The sequence below is a fragment of the Flavobacterium sp. 102 genome, assembly GCF_003634615.1.
Classification (GTDB): Bacteria; Bacteroidota; Bacteroidia; order Flavobacteriales; family Flavobacteriaceae; genus Flavobacterium.
This window is the reverse complement of record NZ_RBKX01000001.1, coordinates 953,996-979,176: the sequence shown is the minus strand read 5'-3', so window position 1 is coordinate 979,176 and position 25,181 is coordinate 953,996. Positions and strand designations below refer to the sequence as shown.

Genomic DNA, 25,181 nt, shown 5'->3' with positions numbered 1-25,181 from the left:
ACTATCTTGCTAATCATTTTAGCAACGATTTCTATTCAACCAAAAAAACCATTTTCATGAAACAACTGTTTTTTCTATTACTGTTTGTTTGTTCGGGCAATTTATTTGCACAAAGAACAATCACAGACACCATAACTTCCCAAAAATTAAACGAAGACCGCGAAATAAAAATCGGACTTCCACCATCTTATGACCAAAACAAAACGCAAAAATATCCTTTGCTAATCCTTTTTGACGGTGAATTTCTTTTTGATGCCTTTCAAGGTGCTTTGAGTTATGGCTACTATTGGGATGATTTGCCTGAAGTGATTGTTGTTGCTATTAGCCAAAACAAAAATAACGAACGCGAAACCGATTGTACTTTCGATGAAACTACCGGGTTGCCTTCTGAAAAAGGAGCTGATTTCTTTGAATTTGTCGGGATGGAATTGATTCCGAGTATCCAAAAAAACTTCCGCACTGCGCCATTCAGAATCGTAGCCGGTTTAGACACGACGGCAGCCTTTTTGAATTGTTATTTATACAAAGACCAACCCATATTTAACGCTTACATCTCTATGAGCCCTGAACTTCCGGCCGGAATGGAAGAACAAATTCCGGAACGATTGGCAGCGATGCAACAAACGACTTTCTTTTACCACTGTACAGCCGAAGGTGATATGAAAAAAATGAAAACCCGTATTCAAGCTTTAGATGCTGCGGCCAAATTGGTAAAGAATCCAAAACTAAATTATCTTTATGAAGAGTTCAAAGGCGCTTCGCATTACTCTTTAGTTTTGCATGCCATTCCGAGTGCTTTGTACCAAATTTTTGCGGTTTACCAACCGATTTCTACGGTTGAATTTCAGGAGAAAATTGCCGTATTACCTTCGGGTTATGTCAAATATTTAGCTGACAAATATGCGGTTTTGGAACAATCTTTAGGTCTAAAATTACAAATCAGGATCAATGATTTCAAAGCCATTGAAGCGGCTATTTTAAAAAACAAAGCGTATGTCGAGTTTGATGAATTGGCTCAATTGGCCCGAAAAAATTACCCGAAATCGATGTTAGCGGATTACCATTTGGCACAACAATATGAAAAAACGGGCGATTCCAAAAGAGCGATAAAAAGTTACCAAGCCGCTTTCCAAAAAGAAGAAATCGGTGATTTGACCAAAGACATGATGCTAGAAAGAGCCGATGCTTTGAAAGGCGCTTTGAAAAACAAAAAAGAAGAAGTAATTGAAGAAACTCCTCCAACAGAAGAAGTGCCAACAGATGCTCCGGCAGAAACACCAACCGAAGAGAAAAAATCAGAATAAATATAGCCTAAATGTCGAAACTCAAAACTACATTTTTTTGTCAAAATTGTGGTACCCAATACGCCAAATGGCAAGGCCAATGCAATTCCTGTAAAGAATGGAATACCATAGCCGAAGAGATTATTCAAAAAGAAGAAAAATCGAGCTGGAAACCCGATACTTCCGACTCAAAAAGAGTTTCAAAACCGCTTAGAATCAAAGAAATCGATTCGACGCAAGAAGTGCGAATGGACACGACTGACGGCGAATTAAATCGCGTACTCGGTGGCGGCATTGTTCCGGGTTCGTTGATCCTTTTAGGTGGTGAACCGGGCATCGGAAAAAGCACATTACTGCTTCAAATTTCTCTAAAACTACCTTATAAAACTTTATATGTTTCGGGCGAAGAAAGTCAGAAGCAAATCAAAATGCGTGCGGAAAGAATCAATCCGAACAGTGACAATTGCTACATCTTAACCGAAACCAAAACCCAAAATATATTCCGTCACATCGTAGAAACCGAACCCGATATTGTCATCATCGATTCAATTCAAACCTTGCACACGGATTATATTGAATCGACCGCCGGAAGTATTTCTCAAATCAGAGAAACTACTGCTGAACTGATAAAATTCGCCAAAGAAACCAATATTCCGGTGATCTTAATTGGTCACATTACCAAAGACGGCAACATCGCCGGACCCAAGATTTTGGAACACATGGTTGACACCGTTTTACAATTTGAAGGCGACAGAAATCACGTGTACCGAATATTACGTTCGCTCAAAAACCGATTTGGTTCTACAGCTGAATTGGGTATTTATGAAATGCAAGGTTCCGGTTTAAGAGAAGTTTCCAATCCATCAGAGATTTTAATTTCGCACCGAGAAGAAGAACTGTCCGGAACCGCGATTGCTTCTACTTTGGAAGGCATGCGACCGTTAATGATAGAAATTCAAGCCTTGGTTTCTACAGCAGTGTATGGAACGCCACAACGAAGTACGACAGGTTACAATGCCAAACGATTAAACATGATTTTGGCCGTATTGGAAAAGCGCGCCGGGTTCCGATTAGGCACTAAAGATGTTTTCCTAAATGTTACCGGTGGCATTTCTGTCGATGATCCTGCGATAGATTTAGCGGTTGTAGCGGCAATTTTATCTTCCAATGAAGATATCGCTGTGGGCAAGGATGTTTGCTTTGCGGGAGAAGTGGGTTTGTCGGGCGAAATTCGTCCGGTGAATCGTGTTGAACAACGCATTCAAGAAGCGGAAAAATTAGGCTTTTCGACCATTTTTGTGTCTAAATACAATAAAATTGCCACTAAATTTCCGGGAATCAAAGTGGTTTTAGTCTCTAAAATTGAAGAAGTCGTTGAGCAGTTGTTTGGGTAATTAATTATTCAAAATTATACTAAAATAATAGAAAACACGTTTATAAGTAAAGTAATCTATCGCTTATGAAAACCAAACTTTTACTCTTCTGTTTTCTATTTGTTATGTTAATATCTTGTGAACCATCAGGCATTTACAGTAAATTTTACAAATCAGCGGAAAACAACCGATGGCCTCAATCCGAGACTAAGACTTACGAATTTACCGTTGACAACGATACCCTTTTGTATGATATAAAATTTCATTTTAGTCATGTGTATGATTATCAATTTGCCAATGTTCCCATTAATTTCAGTATTGAAAGTCCGGATGGAAAAAAGGAAAATATCGCTATCGATTTGGCTATCAAAAATGACAAAGGAGAACAATTGGCGAATTGTAGCGGTGATATTTGCGACTTGATTTATAAGATTAAAGAAAAGATAAAACTCCTAAAAGGAAACTATAAAATTACTGTTTCGAACCGTTTTAAAGGCCCTTATTTGCCGAATGTCCTTGGTGTTGGTTTAGAAGTTGACAAAGCTGAGTAATGAAAACAAAAAAACAAAAAGTATTCCTTTTTCTTAAAATATGTGGTATTCTTATACTGCTTGGAATTGCTTTGGTTTTTGCTTTTCGAAATACCCTTTTAGAGAAAGTCATTCATCGCATTGATGCTAAAATGGAACGCGATTATCAATGCCGTTTAAACATTGCCAAAGCCGAATTTCACGGTTTAACGAATCTCGAATTCCAACGAATTACTTTAGTGCCAAAAGACGCAGACACTTTGGTTCGCATAGACGAATTGAAAACGAGTGTTAGTTTTTGGAAATTATTGGTCGGCGATATTCAGCTGGGCAAACTCGAAATCAATAAAGGGTATGTTCAATTGGTGAAAACCAAAAACGGTAGCAACTTTGACGCTTTTCTGCGTTCCAAAAAAGAGAAAAGTGTCAATTCGGAAATCAATTATGCCAAACTTTTAAACAGAATATCCTCTAATTTAATGGATTTGGTGCCAACGGACATGCATGTTAAAGGATTTGCTTTTAAGATTGATGATAAGGGCAATAAAGTAATTTTTGATTTCAATCAATTGGCTTTAGCCGATAAAAAACTCAACACTTTGATTCAAGTGACTTCTGATGGTTTTTCACAACAATGGGCGATTAACGGTTTTGCCGATCCGAGAGACCGAAAAGCCGATTTAGCGTTTTTCAATCCAAAAAGTGACACGATACGCATTCCTTATTTAGACAAAAAATTCAACCTGAAAGCCGGTTTTAAATCGATTCATTTCAACTTGGAAAATCTTTCAATGGACAGTGGTGAGTTACACATTGACGGTTATTCCTCTATCCAGAATTTGATGGTCAATCATCCCAAAATTGCCAGCAAAGATGTAGTAATTCAAAACGCACGATTTGATTATCGTTGGATTGTTGGTCCTCGATTTATGGCTTTGGATAGTACTTCGATTGTGCAATTGAACAGTATTAAATGCCAGCCTTATATTTCGTACACCAATGAAAAAGACAAAGTCTATGCGTTCAAATTGACCATTCCGAAAATGAAAGCGAATGACTTTATTACTTCTTTACCCACTGGTTTATTTCGCCATTTTGAAGGCATGGAAGCGCAAGGCAATTTCAGTTATGCACTGAATTTTGAATACAATGATCACAAACCGAACGATATCATTTTTGACAGCCGTCTAAAGCCCGAAGGTTTGAAAATTATCAAATATGGCGAAGCCGATTTAAATAAAATCAATGGCGAATTTACCTATCGTGCCATTGACAAAGGCGTGGCGCAAAGACCAATCGTTGTTGGGAACGCCAACTACAATTATACGCCGTTGTCGGCCATTTCGCCTTACCTTAGAAAATGCGTGTTGACTAGTGAAGACCCGTCTTTTTTTGAGCATCGCGGGTTCATCAATTCGGCTTTCAAACAGTCGATTGTGAAGAACATTAAAACCAAAAAATTCACCCGTGGCGCAAGTACGATTAGCATGCAATTGGTCAAAAATGTATTCCTAACTCGTGAAAAAACCTTGTCTCGAAAACTGGAAGAAATCTTATTGGTTTACATCCTGGAAAACAACCGCATCAGTTCCAAAGAACGCATGCTTGAAGTGTATTTCAACATTATCGAATGGGGACCAAATATCTATGGCATTGGTGAAGCTTCCCGTTTTTATTTTAACAAAATGCCTCAGGATTTAAATGTGAACCAGTGCTTGTTCTTGGCCAGTATTATCCCAAAACCTAAAGGCTTCATGTCGCGTTTAGAGAATACCGAAAAACTCAAACCTTATGCCCAACAGCAAAACGATTTTCTGATGCGATTGATGTTTAAACGAAATCTTATTACGGTCAGCGATACCATTGGCAATTTTGCCTTAGATATCTCAGGACCGGCAAGAATGTACCTCAAACAAAAACCCATTGCCGTTCAAAATGATAGTTTAAGCGTAGACGATTTTGATTTTTAAAAATTACAATACTAATTCCAACCTTTTTGCGTTATAATTGCTCTCAGTAATATGACCATAATTTAATTATCATGAAAAGACTAGTCTTATTAGCCTTCTTGGTTTCTGCCGTTGGCTTTGCGCAAAACCTCAAAGAAACCGTACTTTTTGATTATGATAAATTCTTTTTAACCGATAATGCAAAGTCAAAATTGGAAGCTGTCGTTTCAAAACTGGAGGTCAGCCAATTAAAATCGGTTGAGCTAAACGGCAATACTGATGCTGATGGTCATTCGAAATACAATATCACTTTGTCGAAAAACAGAGCGAATGAAGTCTTGAATTATTTGGTATCCCAAGGTATTCCTGGGGAAAAAATCCAATTAAAATTTGACGGAGAAAACAAACCTGTAGCCGAAAATGCAAACGAAACCGGCAAACAGCAAAACCGAAGAGTGGAAATCACTTTTGTCTTCACTGAAAAAGAATACACCAATACTATTTTTAACCAATTCGAAAAGGAAAGTCAATTTTTCACAGGAAAATCGAACGAAGTCATTACGATTACCGGTAAAGAAGGTACAAAAATTACCATTCCTAAAAATTCATTAAAAAAAGCCAACGGGAAATTTGCCATTGGTAAAATCGATATTGAGCTTCAAGAATTTTACAAAAAATCGGATGCTGTAGCGGCAAATTTACATACAATGTCAAACGGTATAATGCTCGAAAGTGGCGGAATGGTTTACATCAAAGCTACTTCCAAAGGCGATGAATTGCAACTTAAAAAAGGTGCTGAAATAACCCTTGAGTTTGCTTCTAAAGACAATCCGAATGACATGCAAACATTTTATGGTTACCCCAAAGAGGACAAGACAGTTGATTGGAATACAAACGATAACTTTGTAACAACAGAAGAAGAAAATTGGTCAACTTATGCTGTTTTCTATTCGGATGGCAGAACTCAAAGAGATACTGTATATGGAGAAAGCCCTAAAAAAAAATCTTTTAATAGAGCCACAACCGACACAGAAAAAGTAAAAGCGATAAGCACAACCATTTTAACCTCAACAAAATTAGGCTGGATCAACTGCGATCGTTTCTATGAAATAAAAGACAAAACCGATTTATTGGTCGACATCGATTTAAAATACAAACCCGAAATCAGATTGGTTTTTAAAGACATTAATTCTATCATGTCGGGTTACATCGATAAAAACAACAAACTAATTTTAGGTGGAATTCCCGTTGGCAGAAAAGCCACACTCATGGCTTTTAGTTGTGTAGAAAACGAAGTGTATTTTGCCACCAAAGAAATTGTAATTGATAAAGATGCTACTATTGGTTTAGAACTCAAAAAGACATCTGTAGCAGAATTTAAAACTGTATTACAACAACTCAATTAATATTTTTCATCTTAAACGCAGTCATTTCCGGTTGCGTTTTTTTATAACCTTTTGATTGTAATGGTTTTATTTCTAACTTTACCACTCGAGACCGAAGGTCGAACTGTATGAAATAAAAAACAACCTACTATGAAAAAGCTATTCCTTTTCTTTTTTGGTCTTCTGACCATTTGTTCTTTCGCCCAAACTATAGGGCTTCAAAGTTTTGCCACAGGGTTTTCTTCACCGGTTGAAATCGCTCATCCGGCCAATGATGCTCGATTGTTTGTGGTGCAACAAGGCGGTTTAATCCGAATTATAAATGCCAATGGAACGGTTAATGCAACGCCCTTTATCAATCTATCCACTATAATAAACAGTAGCGGTTTCGAGCAAGGTTTATTAGGTTTAGCCTTTCATCCCAATTATGCTACTAATGGTTACTTTTATGTGAATTATACTCGTGCCAGTGATGGCGCTACCGTAATTGCTCGTTATACGGTTTCAACTGATCCAAACATAGCGGATGCTTCCAGTGGAACAGTTTTATTGACCATATCGCAACCATTCGGCAATCACAATGGTGGTTCTGTAAAATTTGGTTCCGACGGTTATTTATATATAGGAACGGGTGACGGCGGTAGTGGTGGCGATCCGGGAAATAGATCACAAAACATCAATGAAAATTTAGGGAAAATGTTGCGAATCGATGTCGATTCGGCTTCTCCTTATGGAATTCCGCCAACCAATCCTTATGTTGGTATTGCCGGTAACGATGAAATTTGGGCAATAGGTTTGCGCAATCCCTGGAAGTTTTCTTTTAACCGTTTGAATGGTGATTTATGGATTGCAGATGTAGGACAAAATGCCATAGAAGAAGTTAATAAAACCGCTTCACCTTTACCCAATACGGCTTTAAATTATGGATGGCGTTGTTATGAAGGCAACGTTGCATACAACAATTCAGGAAGCTGTCCGACTTATGCCAATACCGTAGCACCTATTTCAGTTTACACACATGGTTCAACCGGCAGGTGTTCGATAACCGGTGGTTATTTTTATACCGGAGCTACTTATCCGAATTTTGCCAATAAATATTTCTTTGCTGATTATTGTACTGCAGAAATAGGATGGATTGATGCTTTGGGCAACCTCACTTGGGCTTACAATGCTCCAAGTACCATTACCACTTTTGGAGAAGACATAGACGGAGAATTATATGTCGCGAATGGTGGTACCATTTACAAATTGATTGATACTTCATTAGACACGGATACCTTTACTCAAAATAATATTCGCCTTTATCCTAATCCTGCTAAAACAGATTTGTTTCTGAAAAATGATAGTACTATCGGACTAAAATCAGTAAAAATAATCGATTTATCAGGCAAAACCATTTTAAGTCAAGATCTTATTGACAGCGAAATCAATTCCATAAATATTTCAAGTATAGCCAAAGGAATGTATTTAGTGGAAGTAAAAAGTCTAAATGGAAACTATTTTCAATCTAAATTGGTAGTCGAATAAATTTGGTATGAAGAAAATATTTCTGGGCTGTTTTACAATTATGGTGCTTTGTTTTGGATATCATTTTGGACTTAAAAAGAAGGTCAGTATGACTACATCAAATCATATTAAAAGTAACCTCACTAATGAAAGATTGAAAAAACAAGTTGACAGCATCAAGGCTTTTGTTTCAAAAAACACTCAGTACAATCAGGAAGTTGCCTTCTTTATCGACATGAAAATTAATTCGGGAAAAAATCGCTTTTTTATTTATAATTTAAAAGAAAGCACGATTGTAGACCAAGGTTTGGTTGCGCATGGTTCAGGTTCAGAAACCGGAATCGAAGGTCAACTGAAATTTAGTAATGTTCCCGATTCAAATACTACTTCTTTAGGTAAATATTCCATTGGACATCATTATGTTGGAAAGTTCGGGAAGGCTTATAAATTATATGGTTTAGACAAAACCAACAGCAAGGCTTTTGACCGTTATATCGTCTTACATTACTACAGTAAAGTGCCTTATGAACAATCTTTGGAACCTATTTGTAATAGTTTAGGTTGTCCAATGGTGAATGAAAAATTCTTCAACCGACTTGAAAAAATATTGGATGGTTCAGAGAAGAAAGTTCTTTTGAGCATATATTATTAAAGAGAATTGCTTTTCGAGCAGTCATTTTTTGCTTTGCAATTCAGCAATTTTCGCCAACAATTCTTCAATTTGTTTTTCCTTTACTTTATTGTCCACTATCAAAGCATTAATTTGCTCAATTATACGTTCCGGAAAATTGTTTTGCCAATCACTATTCGATAATCCATTTTTCTTTTGATCCTCAAACTCTGATATCTCTTCCAAAAAATAATTGAATCCTACCTTGAAATAGTGGCAAACTTTATTCATCAAGATAAAATCAATCGATTTATCTTCATTGCTTTCAATATTACAAAGTTTAGTTTGTGAAATCCCCAAAACCGTTGAAAGCTCCATTTGAGAAATTTTGGCACGTTCTCTTAACCGCTTAATCTTAATTCCAATTTCCATAATTTATTCATTTTCGGTTTAAAATTATTTAAAATTAAATAGAAATTTACTACAAATATAAATAATTTTGAGTGATTTAATTTGTTAAATCATAAAATATATGTAGGTGTATTTTTTATTTTTCTTTGCATAACTTGTTATCTTATTGAAGGATACAAATCTAAAGAATGAAAAATATAAGAAATTTATTTTATTTGTAATAATTTTCTACTATATTTGAAATACAAAATTTCAATTCAGTCCTTTTAAGACGTTTACCACTTTAGTCTTATATAGATCTATCATACTTATAGATAATACGATAAGATTGTTTACTCTAAACTACAATTCATTTAATGATAGAGATTAGAATTTTGTTTAAAACAAAATCTTATCGTTTGAGTGAATGAAATCATTTCGCTCACATAAACTTATTTTGATAACAGAATAAATCATTATTAACATTTAAACAATACCTATGAAAAAATTAATAACCTTATTATTACTCACTATTGTAGCGGGATGCTCCAATGAGGATTCAAACAGTAATCCAGAATCACTATTGCCTGAAATTACCCACACAGGAGCCAATACGTTTGGATGCTTAATAGACGGCAAACTATTTATTCCGAGAGATGGCACCGGAACTTGGTCTGGAAATGATCCTGGGCTAAGTTACTTAGGAGGTTATCCTGAGGGTGCTTATAATGAAATCGATATAAGAGATTACAAGAGTGAAAAAACAACTCGTATGTTAATACACCTTCATAATTTATATCAGATTGGAGTAGCAGATTATATTATTAACGAATCAAACGGAATGAGTAATGTTGACGGATTAAATCACACTTATTTACATTGTAAAGTATTTAATAAATCAACAAATAGTTATCAATATTACCGGTCTTTTGAAAACTCAGGAACAATTAAAATCACACGATATGATTTTACAAACGGAATAGTCTCAGGCACATTCAGTTGTCGTGTTAAAAACTCTAGTAATCCGGAAGATATTATAGAAATAACCAATGGTCGATTCGATATAAATGGCTACACTTTACCAAATATAGTTTTCCCATAAAAAAAGGGTTGCTAGTGGAATAGCAACCCGAAATTAGATTAATAAAACAATTTTACTAACCCAAAAGCAAACAAAAGTATGAAAAAATTCTATTATTTTCTGCTAGCTTCATTTCTATTTCTTGAAGCTAATTCTCAAACTATTCCTGCCGGAGAAAACATAAGTTTAGACCAGCAACTGTCGAACATCAATCAAACTAGTGTAACTAGTGGTATCATTTACGAAAGAGTTATACAAATAGCTAATATTTATAACTTTAATTCTACAACAAACTTTAATACTGCAAACTTTAATTATTTCCAACAAGCGCTTGATGAAATGAATCGCGCAAGTAATGGCACAAAATTCACGACACTCGATAATTTCAAAAATCTAATTGCCACAACTACTGCCGAAAATCAAGTTGATTTATCCATATTGAATACTCAGTATCACATCTTGAATTATAATGAAGACAATCCTAGTCAAGGAGGTTTAACATTCAATACTTCAACAAACAAATTTGTCCAAATTAGTGGTAAGGTTCCTTTTTACATGCTAAACACCAGTATTATAGCGCCAACCAAAGATTATGTTTCCGGTACCTCTGTAATTTATAAAATCAGGAATGATTTATACTTCAAGAATGGAACTAAAAACATCAAAACTTTAGTGGCTAATTTTGGTGATGGCATAAATAGAACTTTAATTAGCTCTCAACTACTAACCAATCAAAACATAACGGTGAACTACACGAGTAGTGGTGAAAAAATAAGCACGTTCACTATTACCTATTCTGATAATACGACTCTCACAACATATGGTAAAATTTTCTTTCAATTTGTTGATAGTACTTCAAGAGATGCCACGGCAGGCTGTTTCGCCACTGATCCTTACAAACAAGACTTTCAATTACAAGCTGATATTCCATTTACCGGTTATGTTGCCGGAGATCCAACAATAAAGGCAAAGATTGATTATCGTGTATTTTATGGCAATACCAATACGGATAAAAAAATAAGAAAACCAATAATCATTATTGATGGTTTTGATCCCGGAGACAAACGCAAGATTGAAGACTGTGATTGTGAAAATATTCCCGATTGTGCTGCAAGAAACACTACCAATGGTGTATTTGATTCAGAGAAACATAGAGCTATGGTTGATTTAATGGAGTATTATAACGGCCCATCTAAAAAGCTCCTACTCCCTGAGTTACGCCTTTTAGGATATGACGTAATCATGGTCAATCACCCAAAATACACTACAACCAATTTACAAAATGGTCAAACAGTTTCAATTGATGGTGGAGCCTACTATATAGAAAGCAATGCAATGGCATTAGTAAAACTATTAATTCAAACAAAACAATTATTAATCAATAATGGTAGCACTAACAATATTGCTGTTATTGGTCCTAGCATGGGAGGACAAATTTCAAGATATGCATTAGCATATATGGAGAAAAACAATATCCCCCACAACACTTATTTATGGGTAAGCATTGACAGCCCACATCTTGGAGCTAACATACCTTTAGGAGATCAAGCATTATTAAATTTAGTAAAAAACAGTAGTCACGAAGCTAAAGCTTTTTATGAAAAAGATTTGTCTTCACCGGCAGCACAGCAACAATTAATCGAATTCCACAGAGAAGGATCAAGCTATCATCTGGTAAATCAGAATTTTTTAAATGCGCAAACAACTTCTCAAGGAATGCCTAACAACAGAGGGAATTCATTTTTTCAAAGACATTATAACAATCAATTTTCAAACGGTCTCACTAATTCAAATGGTTGGCCAATGAATTTGAGAAAAATATCTTTGGTTAATGGATCGCTTTCAGGATCTAAAGAAACTATCACATCTAACGGACAACCATTTTATAATTTTGCCAATGATAATGAAAAGGTTTTAAACTTAAGAGGCTTTCAAAGAGTTAACATAAGTTCGCCATTTGGTTCAATAACTTTCAGAATTCATATTGCTTCCTTGGAAGCTAACTTTCTTCCAACAAGCGGTAGCGCAGATTCAAAAATAGCAAGATTCAAAAAGCTATTTAATGATAGAACTACAAAAGCACCAAATTATAACCCAAGAGGCAATATGGATAACGTTCCTGGAGGACATTTTGGTGCTCAAAGTGAAATTGCTAATCCGACTCAGAATACAAATCCGGTCCCGGGAACTTATCCGTTGACTAATTGGTCTTTAAACAATTTATCCATCAACAATTTTATTTATAGTATCAGCCAAATGTTAGGAGGATCAGAATGGTATTTACACGAATTTAATCCAATCCATTCTTTTATACCTTCTTTTTCAGCTCTGGGTCATTTACAACCTAATCAAAATTGGGCGAACCCTTTGAATACAAACTTAAAATGTCCGACAAATAACCTAACCCCTTTTGATAGTTATTTTGGTTTAAGCAAAAATACCCAACATACCTCATTTACAAAAGAAAGTGTCAATTGGCTTCTTAAAGAATTAGCGGGTCAACCTCAAGTGCCGTATTTCCCAGTAGAGCCCAATACATTGGTTGGTTTGGACAAAATTTGTTTAAATACCACCACTACCTATAGTTTTACAAATCCTTGCGCTGTTCCGAGTGCAGTAATTAATTGGTCGATTAGTCCAAATTTAGAATTGATTAGCCAATCAGATTATAATATTGTTGTCAAAGGGACGGAGAACGGTCAAGGTACCATAACCGCTGTTTTTCAAAATGGACAAATCTTAAACAAAACAATTTGGGTTGGATCTCCAACATTCAATGAAATTGTCTATGGAACTGCCAATACCATTCAAACTCTTTGCTTAAGTCCCGGAGGCGACTACAGTTATTCAATTCCTGAATTAAACGATTCTAACAAGATTAAAGCTGTATTTGGGGGCTTAACCTCCTCGGAAATTAACACCAATTCAAATTGGGAATGGGCTCCCTTAAACAATTTAATAATGCTTACCGGAACCAAAGACTCCCGCGAAATTTGTCCTATGGGCACTGGCCAAACCGGTTTAAGATTCCGAGCAAAAAATGCTTGTGGTTGGAGCGAATGGGTTGAATTTCCTTTTGAAATCGTTGAACTTCCTTTTTATCATAAACAAGGTCAATCCGTTTACAAGATTTATCCAAATCCCTCAAAAGATATTGTAAATATCGATTTAAGAACCAAAGAGATCCAACCAGAAAATGGAGCGATAATTTCGGGGGAATTGTTTGACGTTTTAGGGATTTCAAAATCAAAAGTTGAAATCAAAGAAAATAAAGCAACCTTTTCTGTTAATGGGCTGATTAAAGGCATTTACATTTTAAAAATTTATATAAATGATCAAATAGAAAGCCATCAAATAGCAGTTGAATAATAAGACTGAAACTAAAAAATATTATTGTCCTAATAATATATTTATGCTCATGAAACAATTAAATAATCAAGGCGCCGGATCAGGAATTACCGCTTGAATTTTGTTTATACCGGCAACAACTTCAGGAGATAATTGTACTTCAAAAGAAGCAATATTCTCCTGAAGTTGTTCCATTGTTGTAGCACCAATAATTGTTGACATCACAAAATCCTGTTGGTTCACAAAAGCCAAAGCCATTTGGGTCAAAGTTAATCCGTTGTCTTGCGCTAATTCTTGATAAAGCTTCGTTGCTTTGTGACAATTTTCATTAGAATACCGACTGAATTGAGGAAACAAACCTAATCTGGAATCCGGTTGAATCCCGTTCAAATGCTTACCGGTTAAAAAGCTAAATCCCAATGGCGAGTAAGCCATCAAACCTACATTTTCACGCAAACAAATTTCAGACAAACCCACTTCAAACAACCGATTCAACAATGAATAAGGGTTTTGAATGGTAGCGATTCTTGGTAAGTTGTGTTTTTCGCTTTCACTTATAAACTTCATGACACCATACGGATTTTCATTAGAAACACCAATGTGTTTGATTTTCCCTTCTTTGATTAAACCATCATAAACACTCAAAACTCCAAATAAATTATCTTGCCATTGAGTGTCAATTTTTGAAAGACCGCGTTGACCAAACATGTTCATCACACGCTCCGGCCAGTGCATTTGATACAAATCGATATAATCCGTTTGCAGATTTTTTAAACTCAAGTCTACCGCCTCGTGAATATTTTGCTTGGAAAAATTCAATGGTTTTCGAATGTATTCCATCCCACGATTCGGTCCGGCAATTTTGGTGGCTATAACCAAATCATCACGCTTTCCTGATTTCTTTAACCAAGTGCCAATATATTTTTCTGTTAAACCAAGAGTCGCTTGACGAGCTGCAATCGGATACATTTCGGCTGTGTCTATAAAATTAATGCCTTTTTCGACAGCATAATCCAATTGAGCATGAGCATCGCTTTCACTGTTTTGCTCGCCAAAAGTCATCGTTCCTAAACATATTTTGCTGACTTTTATATCGGTATTCGGTAATGTAGTGTAATTCATTCGTATAGATTTTTCGCAGGGCAAAAGTAAAATATTAGACTCGTTAATTTGGCGCGCTTAACACATTTTTTGGAAACGTTTACAACAAAAAAAGGTTCCGAGAAAATCTCAGAACCTTAGTTTCTTAGCACTTCCGCACCTTTATTTTAAAACTCATTCAACATTTTGGAAATCTCATCCAATTTTGGTGTCAAAATAATTTCTATTCTTCTGTTTTTGGCTTTACCTTCCGGTGAATCATTTGTCATAATCGGTGCATATTCACCACGACCGGCAGCAGTTAAATTCTTCTTCTGAATTCCGGTATTTTCACCTAAAATATTCACTATCGCTGTAGCTCTTTTAGTCGATAAATCCCAATTGCTTTCGATTCCGCCACCAATGCTTCCAAGGATTTTATCATTATCGGTATGACCTTCAATCAACACGGTGATATCAGGATTTTGTGCCAATACTTTACCCACTTCAACTACTGCTCTTCTACCTTCTGAACCTACAGCCCAACTTCCGGTTTGGAACAACAATTTGTTTTCCATCGAAACATAAACCTTTCCGTTTTTCTGTTCCACCGTCAAACCTTTACCTTCAAAAGCATTCAAGGCTTTCGACAAAGTTTCCTTTAGTTTTCTCATACTGGCGTCTTTGGCGGCAATCATGCTTTCCAATTCGTTTAAGCGTTGCGTGCTGGAAGCCAATTCGTCTCTCAATTTATTCAAACGGTCTTGCTCGGCAGCCAGCGCTTTTTCTTTGGCTTCCAATTGCGCTAACAATTCACGGTTTTTGCTCATATTGGTTTCCAAAGCATCATTACTGTTTTTCTCCAACGCTGAATAAGATTCTTGCAAAGTCTTTAAATTATTAGCAGTCGCTGTACAATCTGCTTGCAATTTATCTCTATCGGCTTTGAGCTTTGTCAACTCTGCGGTCAACGATTTGTTTACCGAATCAAACTCCGCATTTGCTTTGTGCAATTCATCTACTTCATCCGCTAATGAACGATTCTCTTTCTTTAAATCGGTGTATTTGTTCTCTAAATCATTGTAGATTTTTTTGGAAACACAGGAAGACATCAAAGTCAATGCGGCTACTCCTAAAACTATTTTTTTTATCATGCTACTATTTTTAAGTCTGTTTTCTTTATTCTTAATCAATTTCTACTAAAACCGGACAATGGTCTGAATGCTTGGCTTCGGGCAATATCACGGCTCTTTTTAACCTGTCTTTCATCGGTTCGCTAGCCAAACAATAATCAATTCTCCATCCTTTGTTATTGGCTCTGGCATTGGCACGATAACTCCACCAACTGTAATGATCAGGTTCTTTATTGAAAAATCTGAAGGTGTCTATAAATCCACTTTTCATAAATTTGTCTAACCAAGCACGTTCTTCCGGTAAAAATCCGGAAACGGTTTTGTTGCGAATTGGGTCATGAATATCAATCGCTTCGTGACAAATATTGTAATCGCCACAAATAATCAAATTCGGAATCTCCTTTTTTAATTCGTCTACATAATTTTGGAAGTCATCCATGTACATGAATTTGTGATCCAATCTTTCGAAATTGGTGCCGGAAGGCAAATACAAACTCATCACCGAAAAATCATCAAAATCAACACGAAGGTTTCTACCTTCAAAATCCATGTGCGCTATACCGGTGCCGAAAACGACATTATTCGGTTTTATTTTAGATAAAATGGCCACACCGCTATAGCCTTTTTTAGTCGCAGGAAACCAGTAGTGATAAGGATATCCTGAAATTTCAAAATCTATTAACGGAATTTGTTCCGGTGTTGCTTTTATTTCTTGCAGACAAATGATGTCGGGATTGGCTTGTTGCAACCAGTTCAAAAATCCTTTTGAAATAGCTGCACGAATGCCGTTTACGTTATAAGAAATAATTCTCATTAAGCTTTACATTAGTTTTTAACTTCATTCAATTCGGCAAAAAGGCCTTGGGTCAAAAGTAGCTAAAAACACAAACATTTGAAACCCAAAAAGCATAATAAAAAATTAAAGTTTAACGGCTGTTTTCTGTTTTTTCTCGAAGCTATTTCAGCAGAATTACTATCTTTGTTTCTTACTCAAAAACGAAAGGTATACATGGGTTTAGTTACTGCTAAAGAAGTTGCAAAAGCAATAAACGCTGATAAATATGGGGTTTTCGGCACTTTTTGTGGCTGGCTACTAATGAAAGCTTTGAAGATTTCAACCTTAAACAAAATCTACGACCGAAACAAACATTTGAGCGAAGTGGAATTTTTGAATGCTATTTTGGACGAGTTCCAAATCAAGTTCGAAATTCCGGAAGATGACTTAAAAAGATTGCCTAAAGACGGTGCTTACATTACGATTTCCAATCATCCGCTTGGTGGCATTGATGGTATTTTGTTATTGAAATTAATGCTCGAAAGAGAACCGAATTTTAAAATCATCGCCAATTTCCTTTTGCATCGTATCGAACCAATGAAACCTTATATCATGCCGGTCAATCCTTTTGAAAATCACAAAGATGCTAAATCTAGTGTGATTGGAATTAAGGAAACTTTACGTCATTTGAGTGATGGAAAACCACTAGGTATGTTTCCTGCCGGAGAAGTTTCGACTTATAAAGACGGACAATTGGTGGTTGATAAAGATTGGGAAGAAGGCGCGATTAAAGTAATCAGAAAAGCTCAAGTTCCGGTAGTTCCGATCTATTTTCATGCAAAGAACAGTCGCTTCTTTTACTTCTTGTCTAAAATAAATCCGACGCTCAGAACAGCTAAATTGCCTTCAGAATTATTGACCCAAAAAGACCGTGTGATTAAAGTTCGTATCGGAAAACCGATTTCAGTAGCCGAACAAAACGAACACAAAACCATAGAAGAATATTCAGAATTTTTACGTCGAAAGACTTATATGTTGGCCAATTCTTTTAATGAAGAATCTAAATTATTGAGTTCGCAAAACTTAAATTTAAACCTGAATTTAAAAACGCCTAAGAGTCCGAAACAGATTGTAAAACCAGCCAATCACGACAAAATTTTAGAAGAAGTTGAAGTGTTGAAACAAGGTGATTATCGTTTGTTACACAGTAAAAACTACATGGTTTTCTTGGTAACCGCCGATAAAATTCCAAATATTTTACACGAAATCGGGCGTTTGCGCGAAATCACTTTTAGAGCGGTTGGTGAAGGAACCAATGAATCCATCGACTTAGACCAATACGACAATTATTACCATCACATGTTTCTTTGGGATGATGAACACCAGCAAATTGCGGGCGCGTATCGCATGGGATTGGGTTCTGAAATATTTCCTAAATATGGCATCGAAGGATTTTATCTGCAAGACTTGTTCCGTTTTGAACCGGAATTGTATGGCATGATGGAGCAATCTATCGAAATGGGAAGAGCCTTTATTGTGAATGATTACCAACAAAAACCAATGCCGCTATTCCTGCTTTGGAAAGGCATTGTACACACAACATTGCGTTATCCGGAACATAAATATTTGATTGGCGGCGTGAGTATCAGTAACCAATTTACAGAATTTTCAAAATCGTTGATGATTGAATTTATGAAGTCGCATTATTACGATCCTTATGTGGCGCAATACATTCACCCGAAGAAAGAATTTAAGGTAAAACTAAAAGATGCCGACAAAGATTTTGTCTTCAATGAAACAGAATCCGATTTAAACAAATTCGATAAAATCATTGATGAAGTAGAACCTGGAAGTTTGAGATTACCGGTTTTGATTAAGAAATATATCAAGCAAAATGCCCGAGTGGTTGCCTTTAATGTTGACCCATTATTCAACAATGCGGTTGACGGATTAATGTACATAAGAATCGCCGATTTACCCGAAAGCACGGTAAAACCGGTTATGGAAGAATTCCAAGCAGAGTTGGAGCGAAAAGAGAAGAATTATAAATAGTGATAAAAAAAGGCAACTCAATGAGTTGCCTTTTTTGTTATTCTAATCTTACCTGTTCTTGAAAAGCTTTCCAATCTTTATCAGAAAGTGTGGCTTTACTTTTAAGCTTTTTGCCTTTGATGTATTCCAAAATATACTTGGCGCGTTCTTCTGATTCCGGATGATCTGAAATCCAATACATGGCTTTGTTTACATTACTGTCCATAGCCATTTGGTACATAAAATCGGCCATGGGCTTTGGATTAATATTCGCTTTTATCATATAGTCCACACTAGTAATATCGGCTTCTTTTTCCAAAGTTCTGTCATAAGCTGAAGACGTTAAGGTTTTTAAAATTTCTCTGGCTACCGCTCCGCCTTTGGCTCCAATTAATACAGAGTAACCCAATTCTTTAGAAAGCTTTTTCATCACATGGTTTTTTTCAATGTGAGCAATTTCATGACCTAATACGCCTTGCAAAGCTTCTTGTCTTTTACAATCTTCAATCAAACCCGTATAGACTACCAAATGGTTATTGGGTAACGCAAAAGCATTGATTTCATCTTTCTTTATGATGTGAACTTTCAATGAATCGCGTTCGATGTCATTGGCTTTGCATAACGGAATAATCAAACTGTCTAATGTTTTTACGATGGTATCATTGGTCACAATCTCTTCAGTATAAGAAATCTCACTCCAAATCATATCGCCTAATTTATTCTCAAGATTTGTTGTTCTCTCTTTCACTTGGAAAAACTTCATGAAATCGAGTTGGGAAAACCCAAACCATACTCCGACAAATCCCATTACTATAATTAATCCCTGAAAAATGGTTTTCTTTATCATTATGGTCTACAAATTAAGTTAGTAATATTGCCAAAGAACAAAAACTGCACGTGTTTCCCTTTTCGGGTTTGTACAGCAGCATAAATCGTTGAAAAAATCTCCAATAAGTTAAATAGGATTACGGTAAAAATATAAGCAAAGTACTCATTGCTGGCTTTTTCATCGGAAAACAAAATAGAAACAGTCCACCAAAAGCTGGCGCTGTTAATTCCCAATAAGGCTAATTGTGACAATAAGGCTTGCGTACAATGCCAACGCACAAAATATGTACCTTTTCTATTCGCTAAAAAGAAAAAGAAAGTGGCCAACAAGTTGATTATCGGCAAAGGCAATCCGGCGATTAAAGCTACTAAAGACATCAAGTAACTATTCGATGATTTTTCGCATTCGTGTTCGCCCGGTTTATAGGCAAAAGTGGTTTCTTGTATCATAGATTTTTATATAAATTCCAAATCCAATTAAGCAATACTAGCAGCATTAAAACTATGGCAATCCATGGTTTTCTGATAATAGCTTCTGTTTTTTTATACGCTGAAAAAAAGGTTTCTTTTTTTAAAACAATATCGGTGAAGACCCAAACTGGTATAACTGTCATGATAAATGCAACAATTATTCCAAAGGGATTGAGTACTAAAGATTCCGTTATTTTACCTTCCAAAAGCAAAGTTACAGCTCGAGTGGTACCACAAGACGGACAAGCATAACCGGTCACATTTTTAATGATACACACTCCAACTGTTTCTTGTTGTTCCTTTTGAATGGAGTAAAAAAGATAAATAAATCCCGCTAAACAAGCTATAAGCAACAAAGAATATAACTTATTCCGGGTCATTTATTAATAGAATGTATTTTGGAAAGCTTCCATGTTTTTCTCACGAGTAGCACCCATGATTAAAAACCAGTCCACAATCGCCCAAATTCCCAAACCTCCACACGTTAAAAGCTTGGCCACTCCCATTCCGGTATCACCAATCATAAAACGGTCAATGCCTAATTGTCCGCCTAAAAGCGATACAATTAATGACGTAGTTGGCTCTTTAAATTGAAGTGTTTGCACTAAACCCCATTTTGATTCGTCAAGGCTTAATAATTTTTCTCTAACAGCGTTCAAATGATGGCTTTCAAAATACTTTGCGTTCATCATCATAAACATGTCCACTTTCTGTGCTTCCATAATATTGTTTTGTTGGTTATGTTAATTGATGGGTCTAATATATAAAATTCTTATAAAATAATACTATCCCTAGAAAAACTATTATAAAAAGGCGGTATCGATAGGTTCCCAAAGCTCAATCTTGTTGCCTTCAGGATCTAATATCCAGCCGAATTTTCCATAATCATAAGTCTCCATTTCGCCTACAATTGTTACACCTTCTTCTTTTAAAATTTTCAGCAAAGCCTCTAAATCATGTACACGAAAGTTCATCATGAATGGTTTTTCGCTGGGATTGAAATAGTTAGTCTTGGCCTCAAAAGGCGACCACTGCGTTGAACAATCATTCCCGTCTTTGTCTTTCCACCAAAACGTCCAGCCGTACTGGTCCGTTGGAATGCAAGATGATTTTTATACCAATCTTTGATTTCGTTTGGATTCTCACTTTTAAAGAAAAACCCACCCAAACCCGTTACTCTTTTAAAATCATCCTTACTCATTTGCTTCTCTTTTATAAAAAATAGTGACTGCTAATAAAAGTAAAATCCCTTCCACAGTAAAGAAAAACAAAGGGTTAAAAACTTCCTGCGCTATATAACTACAGCCCAGTCCAAAGGCTAAAAAGCCGATGCTCATGTACAATACTTGCAATCTTGCCACGTGTTTGCCGTCTTTTATTGGCTTTGCCAAAAAGAACAACCAAATACTGGAAAGCAACATCATAATCGAAGAATATAGCCAAATCATTTGCATCCCTTGTGCGGCAACAGGCTGAATTTCTCCTTTTTTGATGTGCTCTAAAACGGCCGGCATTCCCATAAACGCATGAGGGAAAAATTGAATGAAAGTTAGAATTCCAACAATCAACACCAAGTAATAACTAGCTTTATTCATAATCAAAAGGGATTAGTTTATTATTTTCTTTTCTTCAAAAACGAGTCGTAATTTTTAATTCGTAATTCGTAATTGAATAATTTTATCTACGATAGTTTGCGCCAATTTCTCATGGCTTTCAAAGGTCCAACCGGCGATATGTGGTGTTAATAAAACATTTTCTGCTTGTAATAAATACTCAAAAGCTTTAGGCTTTTCACTATCGATGAAAAGATTTTCAAACGACAACTTTTCGTATTCTAACACATCCAATCCGGCACCCAAAATTTTGCCTGATGCTAAAGCCGCAACCAAATCATCGGTCACTACATTTTTACCTCGTGAAGTATTGATAAACCATAAAGGCTTCGCAAAAGCATTAATGAAATTGGCATTAACGATTTTATCGGTTTCCGGCGTCCATGGAATGTGCAAACTCAAAACATCGGCTTGGGCTTGCAATTCAGAAAGGGAAACTTGCCTGGCATAGACATCTCCTACATTGGGAAGAATATCATAACATAGCACTTCTACATCAAAACCTCTTAGTTTTTTCGCAAATGATTTTCCCATATTGCCATAACCGATGAGTCCAACAGTTTTGCCTTCAAGTTCATACCCACGATTGCCTTCGCGTATCCATTTGCCTTCGCGCACTAATTTATCCGCGCGATTGAGTTTGTTCATTACAGATAAAAGCATTCCCAAAGCATGTTCGCCAACCGCATTTCGATTGCCTTCCGGAGCTGCTATCAAATTAATGTTTTTAGAAATTGCATAATCACAATCAATGCTTTCTAATCCGGCCCCAACTCTAGCTATGAATTTGAGATTAGTGGCTTTGTCTAAAAAAGCCTTGTCAATTTTAAATCGACTGCGAATGACAACGCCATGATAGTGATGAATTTTAACTTCAATTTCGGCTTTGGAAGAGGAAAAATCGGCTTCATTTTGAAAACCTGCTTGTTCCAATTGTTCCCATAATAAGGGGTGATTGCTATCGATATGAAGTATTTTAATGTCTTGGGTAAGCATGATAGTGATTTGATAAAGTAAAGATAGTATTTATGTAGAATATTTTTAAAAAGTCAACTTGTTTCTATACTTTCTGAGTGCAAATCCGCTTTTTTTTCACTCTTATCTTTAATAACTCCCTTATAAAATCATCAGAAAAAGTTTCTTCCCAACTATGACTGTAATCATAAAATTAACAGTTGTTTAATGTCGAAATTTGTTTAAGAAATTTTAATATACCTATCATGAAAAAATTATTTTTAATTCCGCTCGCTTTTTCCCTTCTAATAGCTTGTGGGAAAAAGGAAAAAGAAACAGAAGAGTATAATCCGGCAGCTGACCCAAGTGCAACTGAGACAACCGCTACTGACCCATCAACTTATGACCCAAAAAGAGGCGAGGGTAAATTTACAACTGTAGAACTAGGCACTGCATTAGATGGGGCTATGGCTACCAAAGGTGAAGAAGTTGCCGGAGTTAAATGTACTTCTTGTCACAAAATGACCGATGAAAGATTAGTTGGTCCGGGATGGAAAGGGGTAACCGAAAGAAGAAAACCGGAATGGATTATGAACTTTATTACCAATCCTGACCCAATGATTGACAAAGATCCTGAAGTTCAGGCGCAATTAGAAATCTGTTTGGTCCGTATGCCAAATCAAGGACTTAGCGACGATGATGCGAGACACATCTTGGAATTCATGCGTAAAAATGATGGTGTAAAATAAACCAAAACCAAAGATTGGTTAACCCGTGAAAGTGCTGACCAATCTTATTAAAATCAATTATAATGAAAAATAAGTTTGTGAAAGCAATTTTTGCAATTGCTCTGGGAAGTGCTTTGTTAACTTCCTGTAAGCCAAAAAACTCGGGAGATGCCGTGAGTGGTGATGCTGCTCAAAAAGCCTACGTAGCGCCCGGGAAATATGATGAATTTTATAACTTCGTTTCCGGTGGCTTTAGCGGACAGCTGAGTGTCTATGGCCTTCCAAGTGGAAGATTGTTCAGAGTAATTCCGGTGTTCTCCGTTGACCCTGAAAAAGGTTGGGGATACAGCGAAGAAACCAAACCAATGTTAAATACTTCCAACGGATTTGTGCCTTGGGACGATTTACACCATACCGAAATGTCACAAACTAATGGTGAAGTTGATGGTCGTTGGGTTTTTGGTAATGCCAATAATACCCCACGCATTGCTCGTATTGATTTGAAAACATTCAAAACTGCAGAAATCATTGAGCTACCTAATAGTGCCGGAAATCACTCTTCTCCATTCATCACGGAAAACACCGAATATGTGGTAGCAGGAACTCGATTTAGTGTGCCACCGGATTATGTTAATGGAGATGTAGCTATTAATACTTACAAAGAAAACTTCAAAGGTCATATCAGTTTTGTCAAAGTGGGAAAAGAGGGCGAAATGGACTTAGCTTTCCAAATCGTAACGCCAGGGGTAAACTTTGACCTTTCTCACGCAGGGAAGGGAAAATCACATGGTTGGTTCTTCTTCTCTTGCTACAACACTGAACAAGCCAATACTTTGCTAGAAGTAAATGCTTCGCAACGTGATAAAGACTTTATTATGGCTGTAAATTGGAAAAAAGCTGAAGAATACATCAAAGCCGGAAAAGGGAAAAAACAGTCGGTAAAATATGTTCACAACAAATGGGATGATAAAACCCATACCGCTACCTCTGTAATGAAAAATGAAGTATTGGTGCTAGATGCCGCTGCCTTAAAAGATATTTGTTACATGATTCCTTGCCCGAAATCACCACACGGTTGTGACGTAGATCCAACAGGCGAATATATCGTAGGTTCCGGTAAATTGGCCGCTTTGATTCCGGTATTCAGTTTCGATAAATTGATGGGCGCCATCAAAAACAAACAATTCGAAGGTGACTATGGTGGAATTCCGGTAGTAAAATACGAAGCTGCGTTACACGGTGAAGTTCAAAAACCCGGTTTAGGACCATTACACACTGAATTTGACGGAAAAGGAAATGCTTATACTACTTTCTTTGTCTCTTCTGAAGTAGTCAAATGGGATATTAAAACACTTAAAGTTTTAGACCGAGTACCGACTTACTATTCTGTAGGACACTTGTGCATCCCTGGTGGTGACAGTAAAAAACCATTTGGAAAATACTTAATCGCTTACAACAAAATTACCAAAGACCGCTATTTACCAACTGGTCCTGAATTAGCTCAATCGGCTCAAATTTATGACATCAGTGGCGATAAGATGAAGTTAATCTTAGACTTTCCCACCATCGGTGAGCCACACTATGCACAAGCCGCACCAGCCGATTTGATTCGAAATAACGGTCAATTGAAATTCTATAAAATTGCCGACAACAACCATCCTTTTGTAGCCAAAGGTGAAAAAGAAGCCAAAGTAGTTCGCAAAGGCAACAGAGTCGATGTTTGGATGACTTCAATACGTTCTCACTTTGCACCCGACAATATTGAAGGTATTAAACTGGGTGACGAAGTGTATTTTCACGTAACCAACTTAGAACAAGACTGGGATGTCCCACACGGATTTGCCATCAAAGGAGCCGACAACGGAGAGTTGTTGATTATGCCGGGTGAGACCGCAACCCTGAAATGGATTCCTAAAAAAACGGGGATATGGCCTATGTATTGTACCGATTTCTGTAGCGCATTACACCAAGAAATGTCAGGATACATTAGGGTTTCTCCAGCCGGAAGTAATGTTCCCATCACCTATAGTGTTGGAACCAACATACCAAAGGCTACCAAATAAAATTAACCAAAGGGAACAGATTTTATTTGTTCCCTTTTTTTCTCCAATGC

At 36.4% G+C, this 25,181-nt stretch carries 22 protein-coding genes and 1 pseudogene; 12 read left to right on the top strand and 11 right to left on the bottom strand.

Annotation, left to right across the window (positions count from 1 at the left end; genetic code table 11):
* Positions 1–56 precede the first annotated feature (56 nt).
* The 7 genes from C8C84_RS04425 (at position 57) to C8C84_RS04395 (ending at position 8,678) form a co-directional block, all read left to right on the top strand.
* On the top strand, positions 57–1,304 hold the full coding sequence (locus C8C84_RS04425) for an alpha/beta hydrolase-fold protein (protein WP_121312384.1): 1,248 nt from the start codon (positions 57–59) through the stop codon (positions 1,302–1,304).
* A gap of 11 nt (positions 1,305–1,315) precedes the next feature.
* Positions 1,316–2,677, top strand: coding sequence for a DNA repair protein RadA (gene radA, locus C8C84_RS04420; RefSeq protein WP_121312383.1), 1,362 nt, complete (start codon positions 1,316–1,318; stop codon positions 2,675–2,677).
* A gap of 65 nt (positions 2,678–2,742) precedes the next feature.
* Positions 2,743–3,207 (top strand): hypothetical protein, encoded by a 465-nt coding sequence (locus C8C84_RS04415; RefSeq protein WP_121312382.1) that lies wholly within the window; start codon positions 2,743–2,745, stop codon positions 3,205–3,207.
* Complete coding sequence (locus C8C84_RS04410; RefSeq protein ID WP_121312381.1) at positions 3,207–5,156, top strand: transglycosylase domain-containing protein; 1,950 nt, start codon at positions 3,207–3,209, stop codon at positions 5,154–5,156. Before C8C84_RS04415 ends, C8C84_RS04410 begins: the two co-directional genes overlap by 1 nt.
* 71 nt (positions 5,157–5,227) lie before the next feature.
* Positions 5,228–6,541, top strand: coding sequence for an OmpA family protein (locus C8C84_RS04405; RefSeq protein WP_121312380.1), 1,314 nt, complete (start codon positions 5,228–5,230; stop codon positions 6,539–6,541).
* A 129-nt stretch (positions 6,542–6,670) separates the two neighbouring features.
* Positions 6,671–8,047, top strand: coding sequence for a sorbosone dehydrogenase family protein (locus C8C84_RS04400; RefSeq protein WP_121312379.1), 1,377 nt, complete (start codon positions 6,671–6,673; stop codon positions 8,045–8,047).
* Between the two features lie 88 nt (positions 8,048–8,135).
* On the top strand, positions 8,136–8,678 hold the full coding sequence (locus C8C84_RS04395) for a murein L,D-transpeptidase catalytic domain-containing protein (RefSeq protein WP_233549726.1): 543 nt from the start codon (positions 8,136–8,138) through the stop codon (positions 8,676–8,678).
* A gap of 21 nt (positions 8,679–8,699) precedes the next feature.
* Here C8C84_RS04395 and C8C84_RS04390 read toward each other — a convergent pair whose 3' ends face one another.
* Complete coding sequence (locus C8C84_RS04390) at positions 8,700–9,068, bottom strand: helix-turn-helix domain-containing protein (RefSeq protein ID WP_121312377.1); 369 nt, start codon at positions 9,066–9,068, stop codon at positions 8,700–8,702.
* 457 nt (positions 9,069–9,525) lie between these two features.
* Between C8C84_RS04390 and C8C84_RS04385 the strand changes: the two genes are divergently transcribed.
* On the top strand, positions 9,526–10,128 hold the full coding sequence (locus C8C84_RS04385; RefSeq protein ID WP_121312376.1) for a hypothetical protein: 603 nt from the start codon (positions 9,526–9,528) through the stop codon (positions 10,126–10,128).
* 78 nt (positions 10,129–10,206) lie between these two features.
* Positions 10,207–13,476, top strand: a complete 3,270-nt coding sequence (locus C8C84_RS04380) for a T9SS type A sorting domain-containing protein (RefSeq protein ID WP_121312375.1) — start codon at positions 10,207–10,209, stop codon at positions 13,474–13,476.
* Positions 13,477–13,542: 66 nt separating this feature from the next.
* Here C8C84_RS04380 and C8C84_RS04375 read toward each other — a convergent pair whose 3' ends face one another.
* The 3 genes from C8C84_RS04375 to C8C84_RS04365 form a co-directional block, all read right to left on the bottom strand.
* The gene (locus C8C84_RS04375; protein WP_121312374.1) at positions 13,543–14,577 is read right to left on the bottom strand and encodes an NADP(H)-dependent aldo-keto reductase; all 1,035 of its coding nucleotides are present in this window, start codon (positions 14,575–14,577) and stop codon (positions 13,543–13,545) included.
* A gap of 146 nt (positions 14,578–14,723) precedes the next feature.
* Entirely contained in the window at positions 14,724–15,689 is a 966-nt protein-coding gene (locus C8C84_RS04370; protein ID WP_121314966.1) for an OmpA family protein, read from the bottom strand.
* Between the two features lie 31 nt (positions 15,690–15,720).
* Entirely contained in the window at positions 15,721–16,482 is a 762-nt protein-coding gene (locus C8C84_RS04365; RefSeq protein ID WP_121312373.1) for an exodeoxyribonuclease III, read from the bottom strand.
* A gap of 195 nt (positions 16,483–16,677) precedes the next feature.
* Here C8C84_RS04365 and C8C84_RS04360 point away from each other — a divergent pair, with 195 nt between their 5' ends.
* Positions 16,678–18,495, top strand: coding sequence for a lysophospholipid acyltransferase family protein (locus C8C84_RS04360; RefSeq protein ID WP_121312372.1), 1,818 nt, complete (start codon positions 16,678–16,680; stop codon positions 18,493–18,495).
* A gap of 37 nt (positions 18,496–18,532) precedes the next feature.
* Here the strand turns inward: C8C84_RS04360 and C8C84_RS04355 are convergent, their stop codons facing one another.
* The 7 genes and pseudogenes from C8C84_RS04355 to C8C84_RS04325 all read right to left on the bottom strand — a co-directional run bounded on the left by C8C84_RS04355 (position 18,533) and on the right by C8C84_RS04325 (position 22,382).
* A complete protein-coding gene (locus C8C84_RS04355; protein ID WP_121312371.1) occupies positions 18,533–19,321 on the bottom strand; it encodes a M48 family metallopeptidase in 789 nt (262 codons plus the stop codon).
* Complete coding sequence (locus C8C84_RS04350) at positions 19,321–19,752, bottom strand: DUF4870 domain-containing protein (RefSeq protein ID WP_121312370.1); 432 nt, start codon at positions 19,750–19,752, stop codon at positions 19,321–19,323. The genes C8C84_RS04355 and C8C84_RS04350 overlap by 1 nt, the downstream gene beginning before the upstream one ends.
* The gene (locus C8C84_RS04345; RefSeq protein ID WP_121312369.1) at positions 19,749–20,153 is read right to left on the bottom strand and encodes a DUF2752 domain-containing protein; all 405 of its coding nucleotides are present in this window, start codon (positions 20,151–20,153) and stop codon (positions 19,749–19,751) included. The genes C8C84_RS04350 and C8C84_RS04345 overlap by 4 nt, the downstream gene beginning before the upstream one ends.
* Before the next feature lie 3 nt (positions 20,154–20,156).
* Positions 20,157–20,495 carry a TM2 domain-containing protein gene (locus C8C84_RS04340; RefSeq protein WP_121312368.1) on the bottom strand — a complete coding sequence of 113 codons (339 nt, stop codon included), beginning with the start codon at positions 20,493–20,495 and terminating at the stop codon, positions 20,157–20,159.
* Between the two features lie 81 nt (positions 20,496–20,576).
* Positions 20,577–20,974: pseudogene (locus tag C8C84_RS04335) on the bottom strand (VOC family protein).
* Complete coding sequence (locus tag C8C84_RS04330) at positions 20,967–21,368, bottom strand: hypothetical protein (RefSeq protein WP_121312367.1); 402 nt, start codon at positions 21,366–21,368, stop codon at positions 20,967–20,969. The pseudogene C8C84_RS04335 and the gene C8C84_RS04330 overlap by 8 nt, the downstream one beginning before the upstream one ends.
* A gap of 54 nt (positions 21,369–21,422) precedes the next feature.
* Positions 21,423–22,382, bottom strand: a complete 960-nt coding sequence (locus C8C84_RS04325) for a 2-hydroxyacid dehydrogenase (RefSeq protein WP_121312366.1) — start codon at positions 22,380–22,382, stop codon at positions 21,423–21,425.
* Between the two features lie 224 nt (positions 22,383–22,606).
* On the opposite strand from C8C84_RS04325, the gene C8C84_RS04320 reads away from it, so the two are divergent.
* On the top strand, positions 22,607–23,089 hold the full coding sequence (locus C8C84_RS04320) for a cytochrome c family protein (RefSeq protein WP_121312365.1): 483 nt from the start codon (positions 22,607–22,609) through the stop codon (positions 23,087–23,089).
* Between the two features lie 62 nt (positions 23,090–23,151).
* Positions 23,152–25,131 (top strand): Sec-dependent nitrous-oxide reductase, encoded by a 1,980-nt coding sequence (gene nosZ / locus C8C84_RS04315; protein ID WP_121312364.1) that lies wholly within the window; start codon positions 23,152–23,154, stop codon positions 25,129–25,131.
* The last annotated feature ends 50 nt before the right edge of the window (positions 25,132–25,181 follow it).

Coding starts and splice junctions, on each gene's coding strand:
- C8C84_RS04425 (WP_121312384.1), top strand. CDS start 57: ATGAAACAACTGTTTTTTCTATTACTGTTTGTTTGTTCGGGCAATTTA.
- radA (WP_121312383.1), top strand. CDS start 1,316: ATGTCGAAACTCAAAACTACATTTTTTTGTCAAAATTGTGGTACCCAA.
- C8C84_RS04415 (WP_121312382.1), top strand. CDS start 2,743: ATGAAAACCAAACTTTTACTCTTCTGTTTTCTATTTGTTATGTTAATA.
- C8C84_RS04410 (WP_121312381.1), top strand. CDS start 3,207: ATGAAAACAAAAAAACAAAAAGTATTCCTTTTTCTTAAAATATGTGGT.
- C8C84_RS04405 (WP_121312380.1), top strand. CDS start 5,228: ATGAAAAGACTAGTCTTATTAGCCTTCTTGGTTTCTGCCGTTGGCTTT.
- C8C84_RS04400 (WP_121312379.1), top strand. CDS start 6,671: ATGAAAAAGCTATTCCTTTTCTTTTTTGGTCTTCTGACCATTTGTTCT.
- C8C84_RS04395 (WP_233549726.1), top strand. CDS start 8,136: ATGACTACATCAAATCATATTAAAAGTAACCTCACTAATGAAAGATTG.
- C8C84_RS04390 (WP_121312377.1), bottom strand. CDS start 9,068: ATGGAAATTGGAATTAAGATTAAGCGGTTAAGAGAACGTGCCAAAATT.
- C8C84_RS04385 (WP_121312376.1), top strand. CDS start 9,526: ATGAAAAAATTAATAACCTTATTATTACTCACTATTGTAGCGGGATGC.
- C8C84_RS04380 (WP_121312375.1), top strand. CDS start 10,207: ATGAAAAAATTCTATTATTTTCTGCTAGCTTCATTTCTATTTCTTGAA.
- C8C84_RS04375 (WP_121312374.1), bottom strand. CDS start 14,577: ATGAATTACACTACATTACCGAATACCGATATAAAAGTCAGCAAAATA.
- C8C84_RS04370 (WP_121314966.1), bottom strand. CDS start 15,689: ATGATAAAAAAAATAGTTTTAGGAGTAGCCGCATTGACTTTGATGTCT.
- C8C84_RS04365 (WP_121312373.1), bottom strand. CDS start 16,482: ATGAGAATTATTTCTTATAACGTAAACGGCATTCGTGCAGCTATTTCA.
- C8C84_RS04360 (WP_121312372.1), top strand. CDS start 16,678: ATGGGTTTAGTTACTGCTAAAGAAGTTGCAAAAGCAATAAACGCTGAT.
- C8C84_RS04355 (WP_121312371.1), bottom strand. CDS start 19,321: ATGATAAAGAAAACCATTTTTCAGGGATTAATTATAGTAATGGGATTT.
- C8C84_RS04350 (WP_121312370.1), bottom strand. CDS start 19,752: ATGATACAAGAAACCACTTTTGCCTATAAACCGGGCGAACACGAATGC.
- C8C84_RS04345 (WP_121312369.1), bottom strand. CDS start 20,153: ATGACCCGGAATAAGTTATATTCTTTGTTGCTTATAGCTTGTTTAGCG.
- C8C84_RS04340 (WP_121312368.1), bottom strand. CDS start 20,495: ATGGAAGCACAGAAAGTGGACATGTTTATGATGATGAACGCAAAGTAT.
- C8C84_RS04330 (WP_121312367.1), bottom strand. CDS start 21,368: ATGAATAAAGCTAGTTATTACTTGGTGTTGATTGTTGGAATTCTAACT.
- C8C84_RS04325 (WP_121312366.1), bottom strand. CDS start 22,382: ATGCTTACCCAAGACATTAAAATACTTCATATCGATAGCAATCACCCC.
- C8C84_RS04320 (WP_121312365.1), top strand. CDS start 22,607: ATGAAAAAATTATTTTTAATTCCGCTCGCTTTTTCCCTTCTAATAGCT.
- nosZ (WP_121312364.1), top strand. CDS start 23,152: ATGAAAAATAAGTTTGTGAAAGCAATTTTTGCAATTGCTCTGGGAAGT.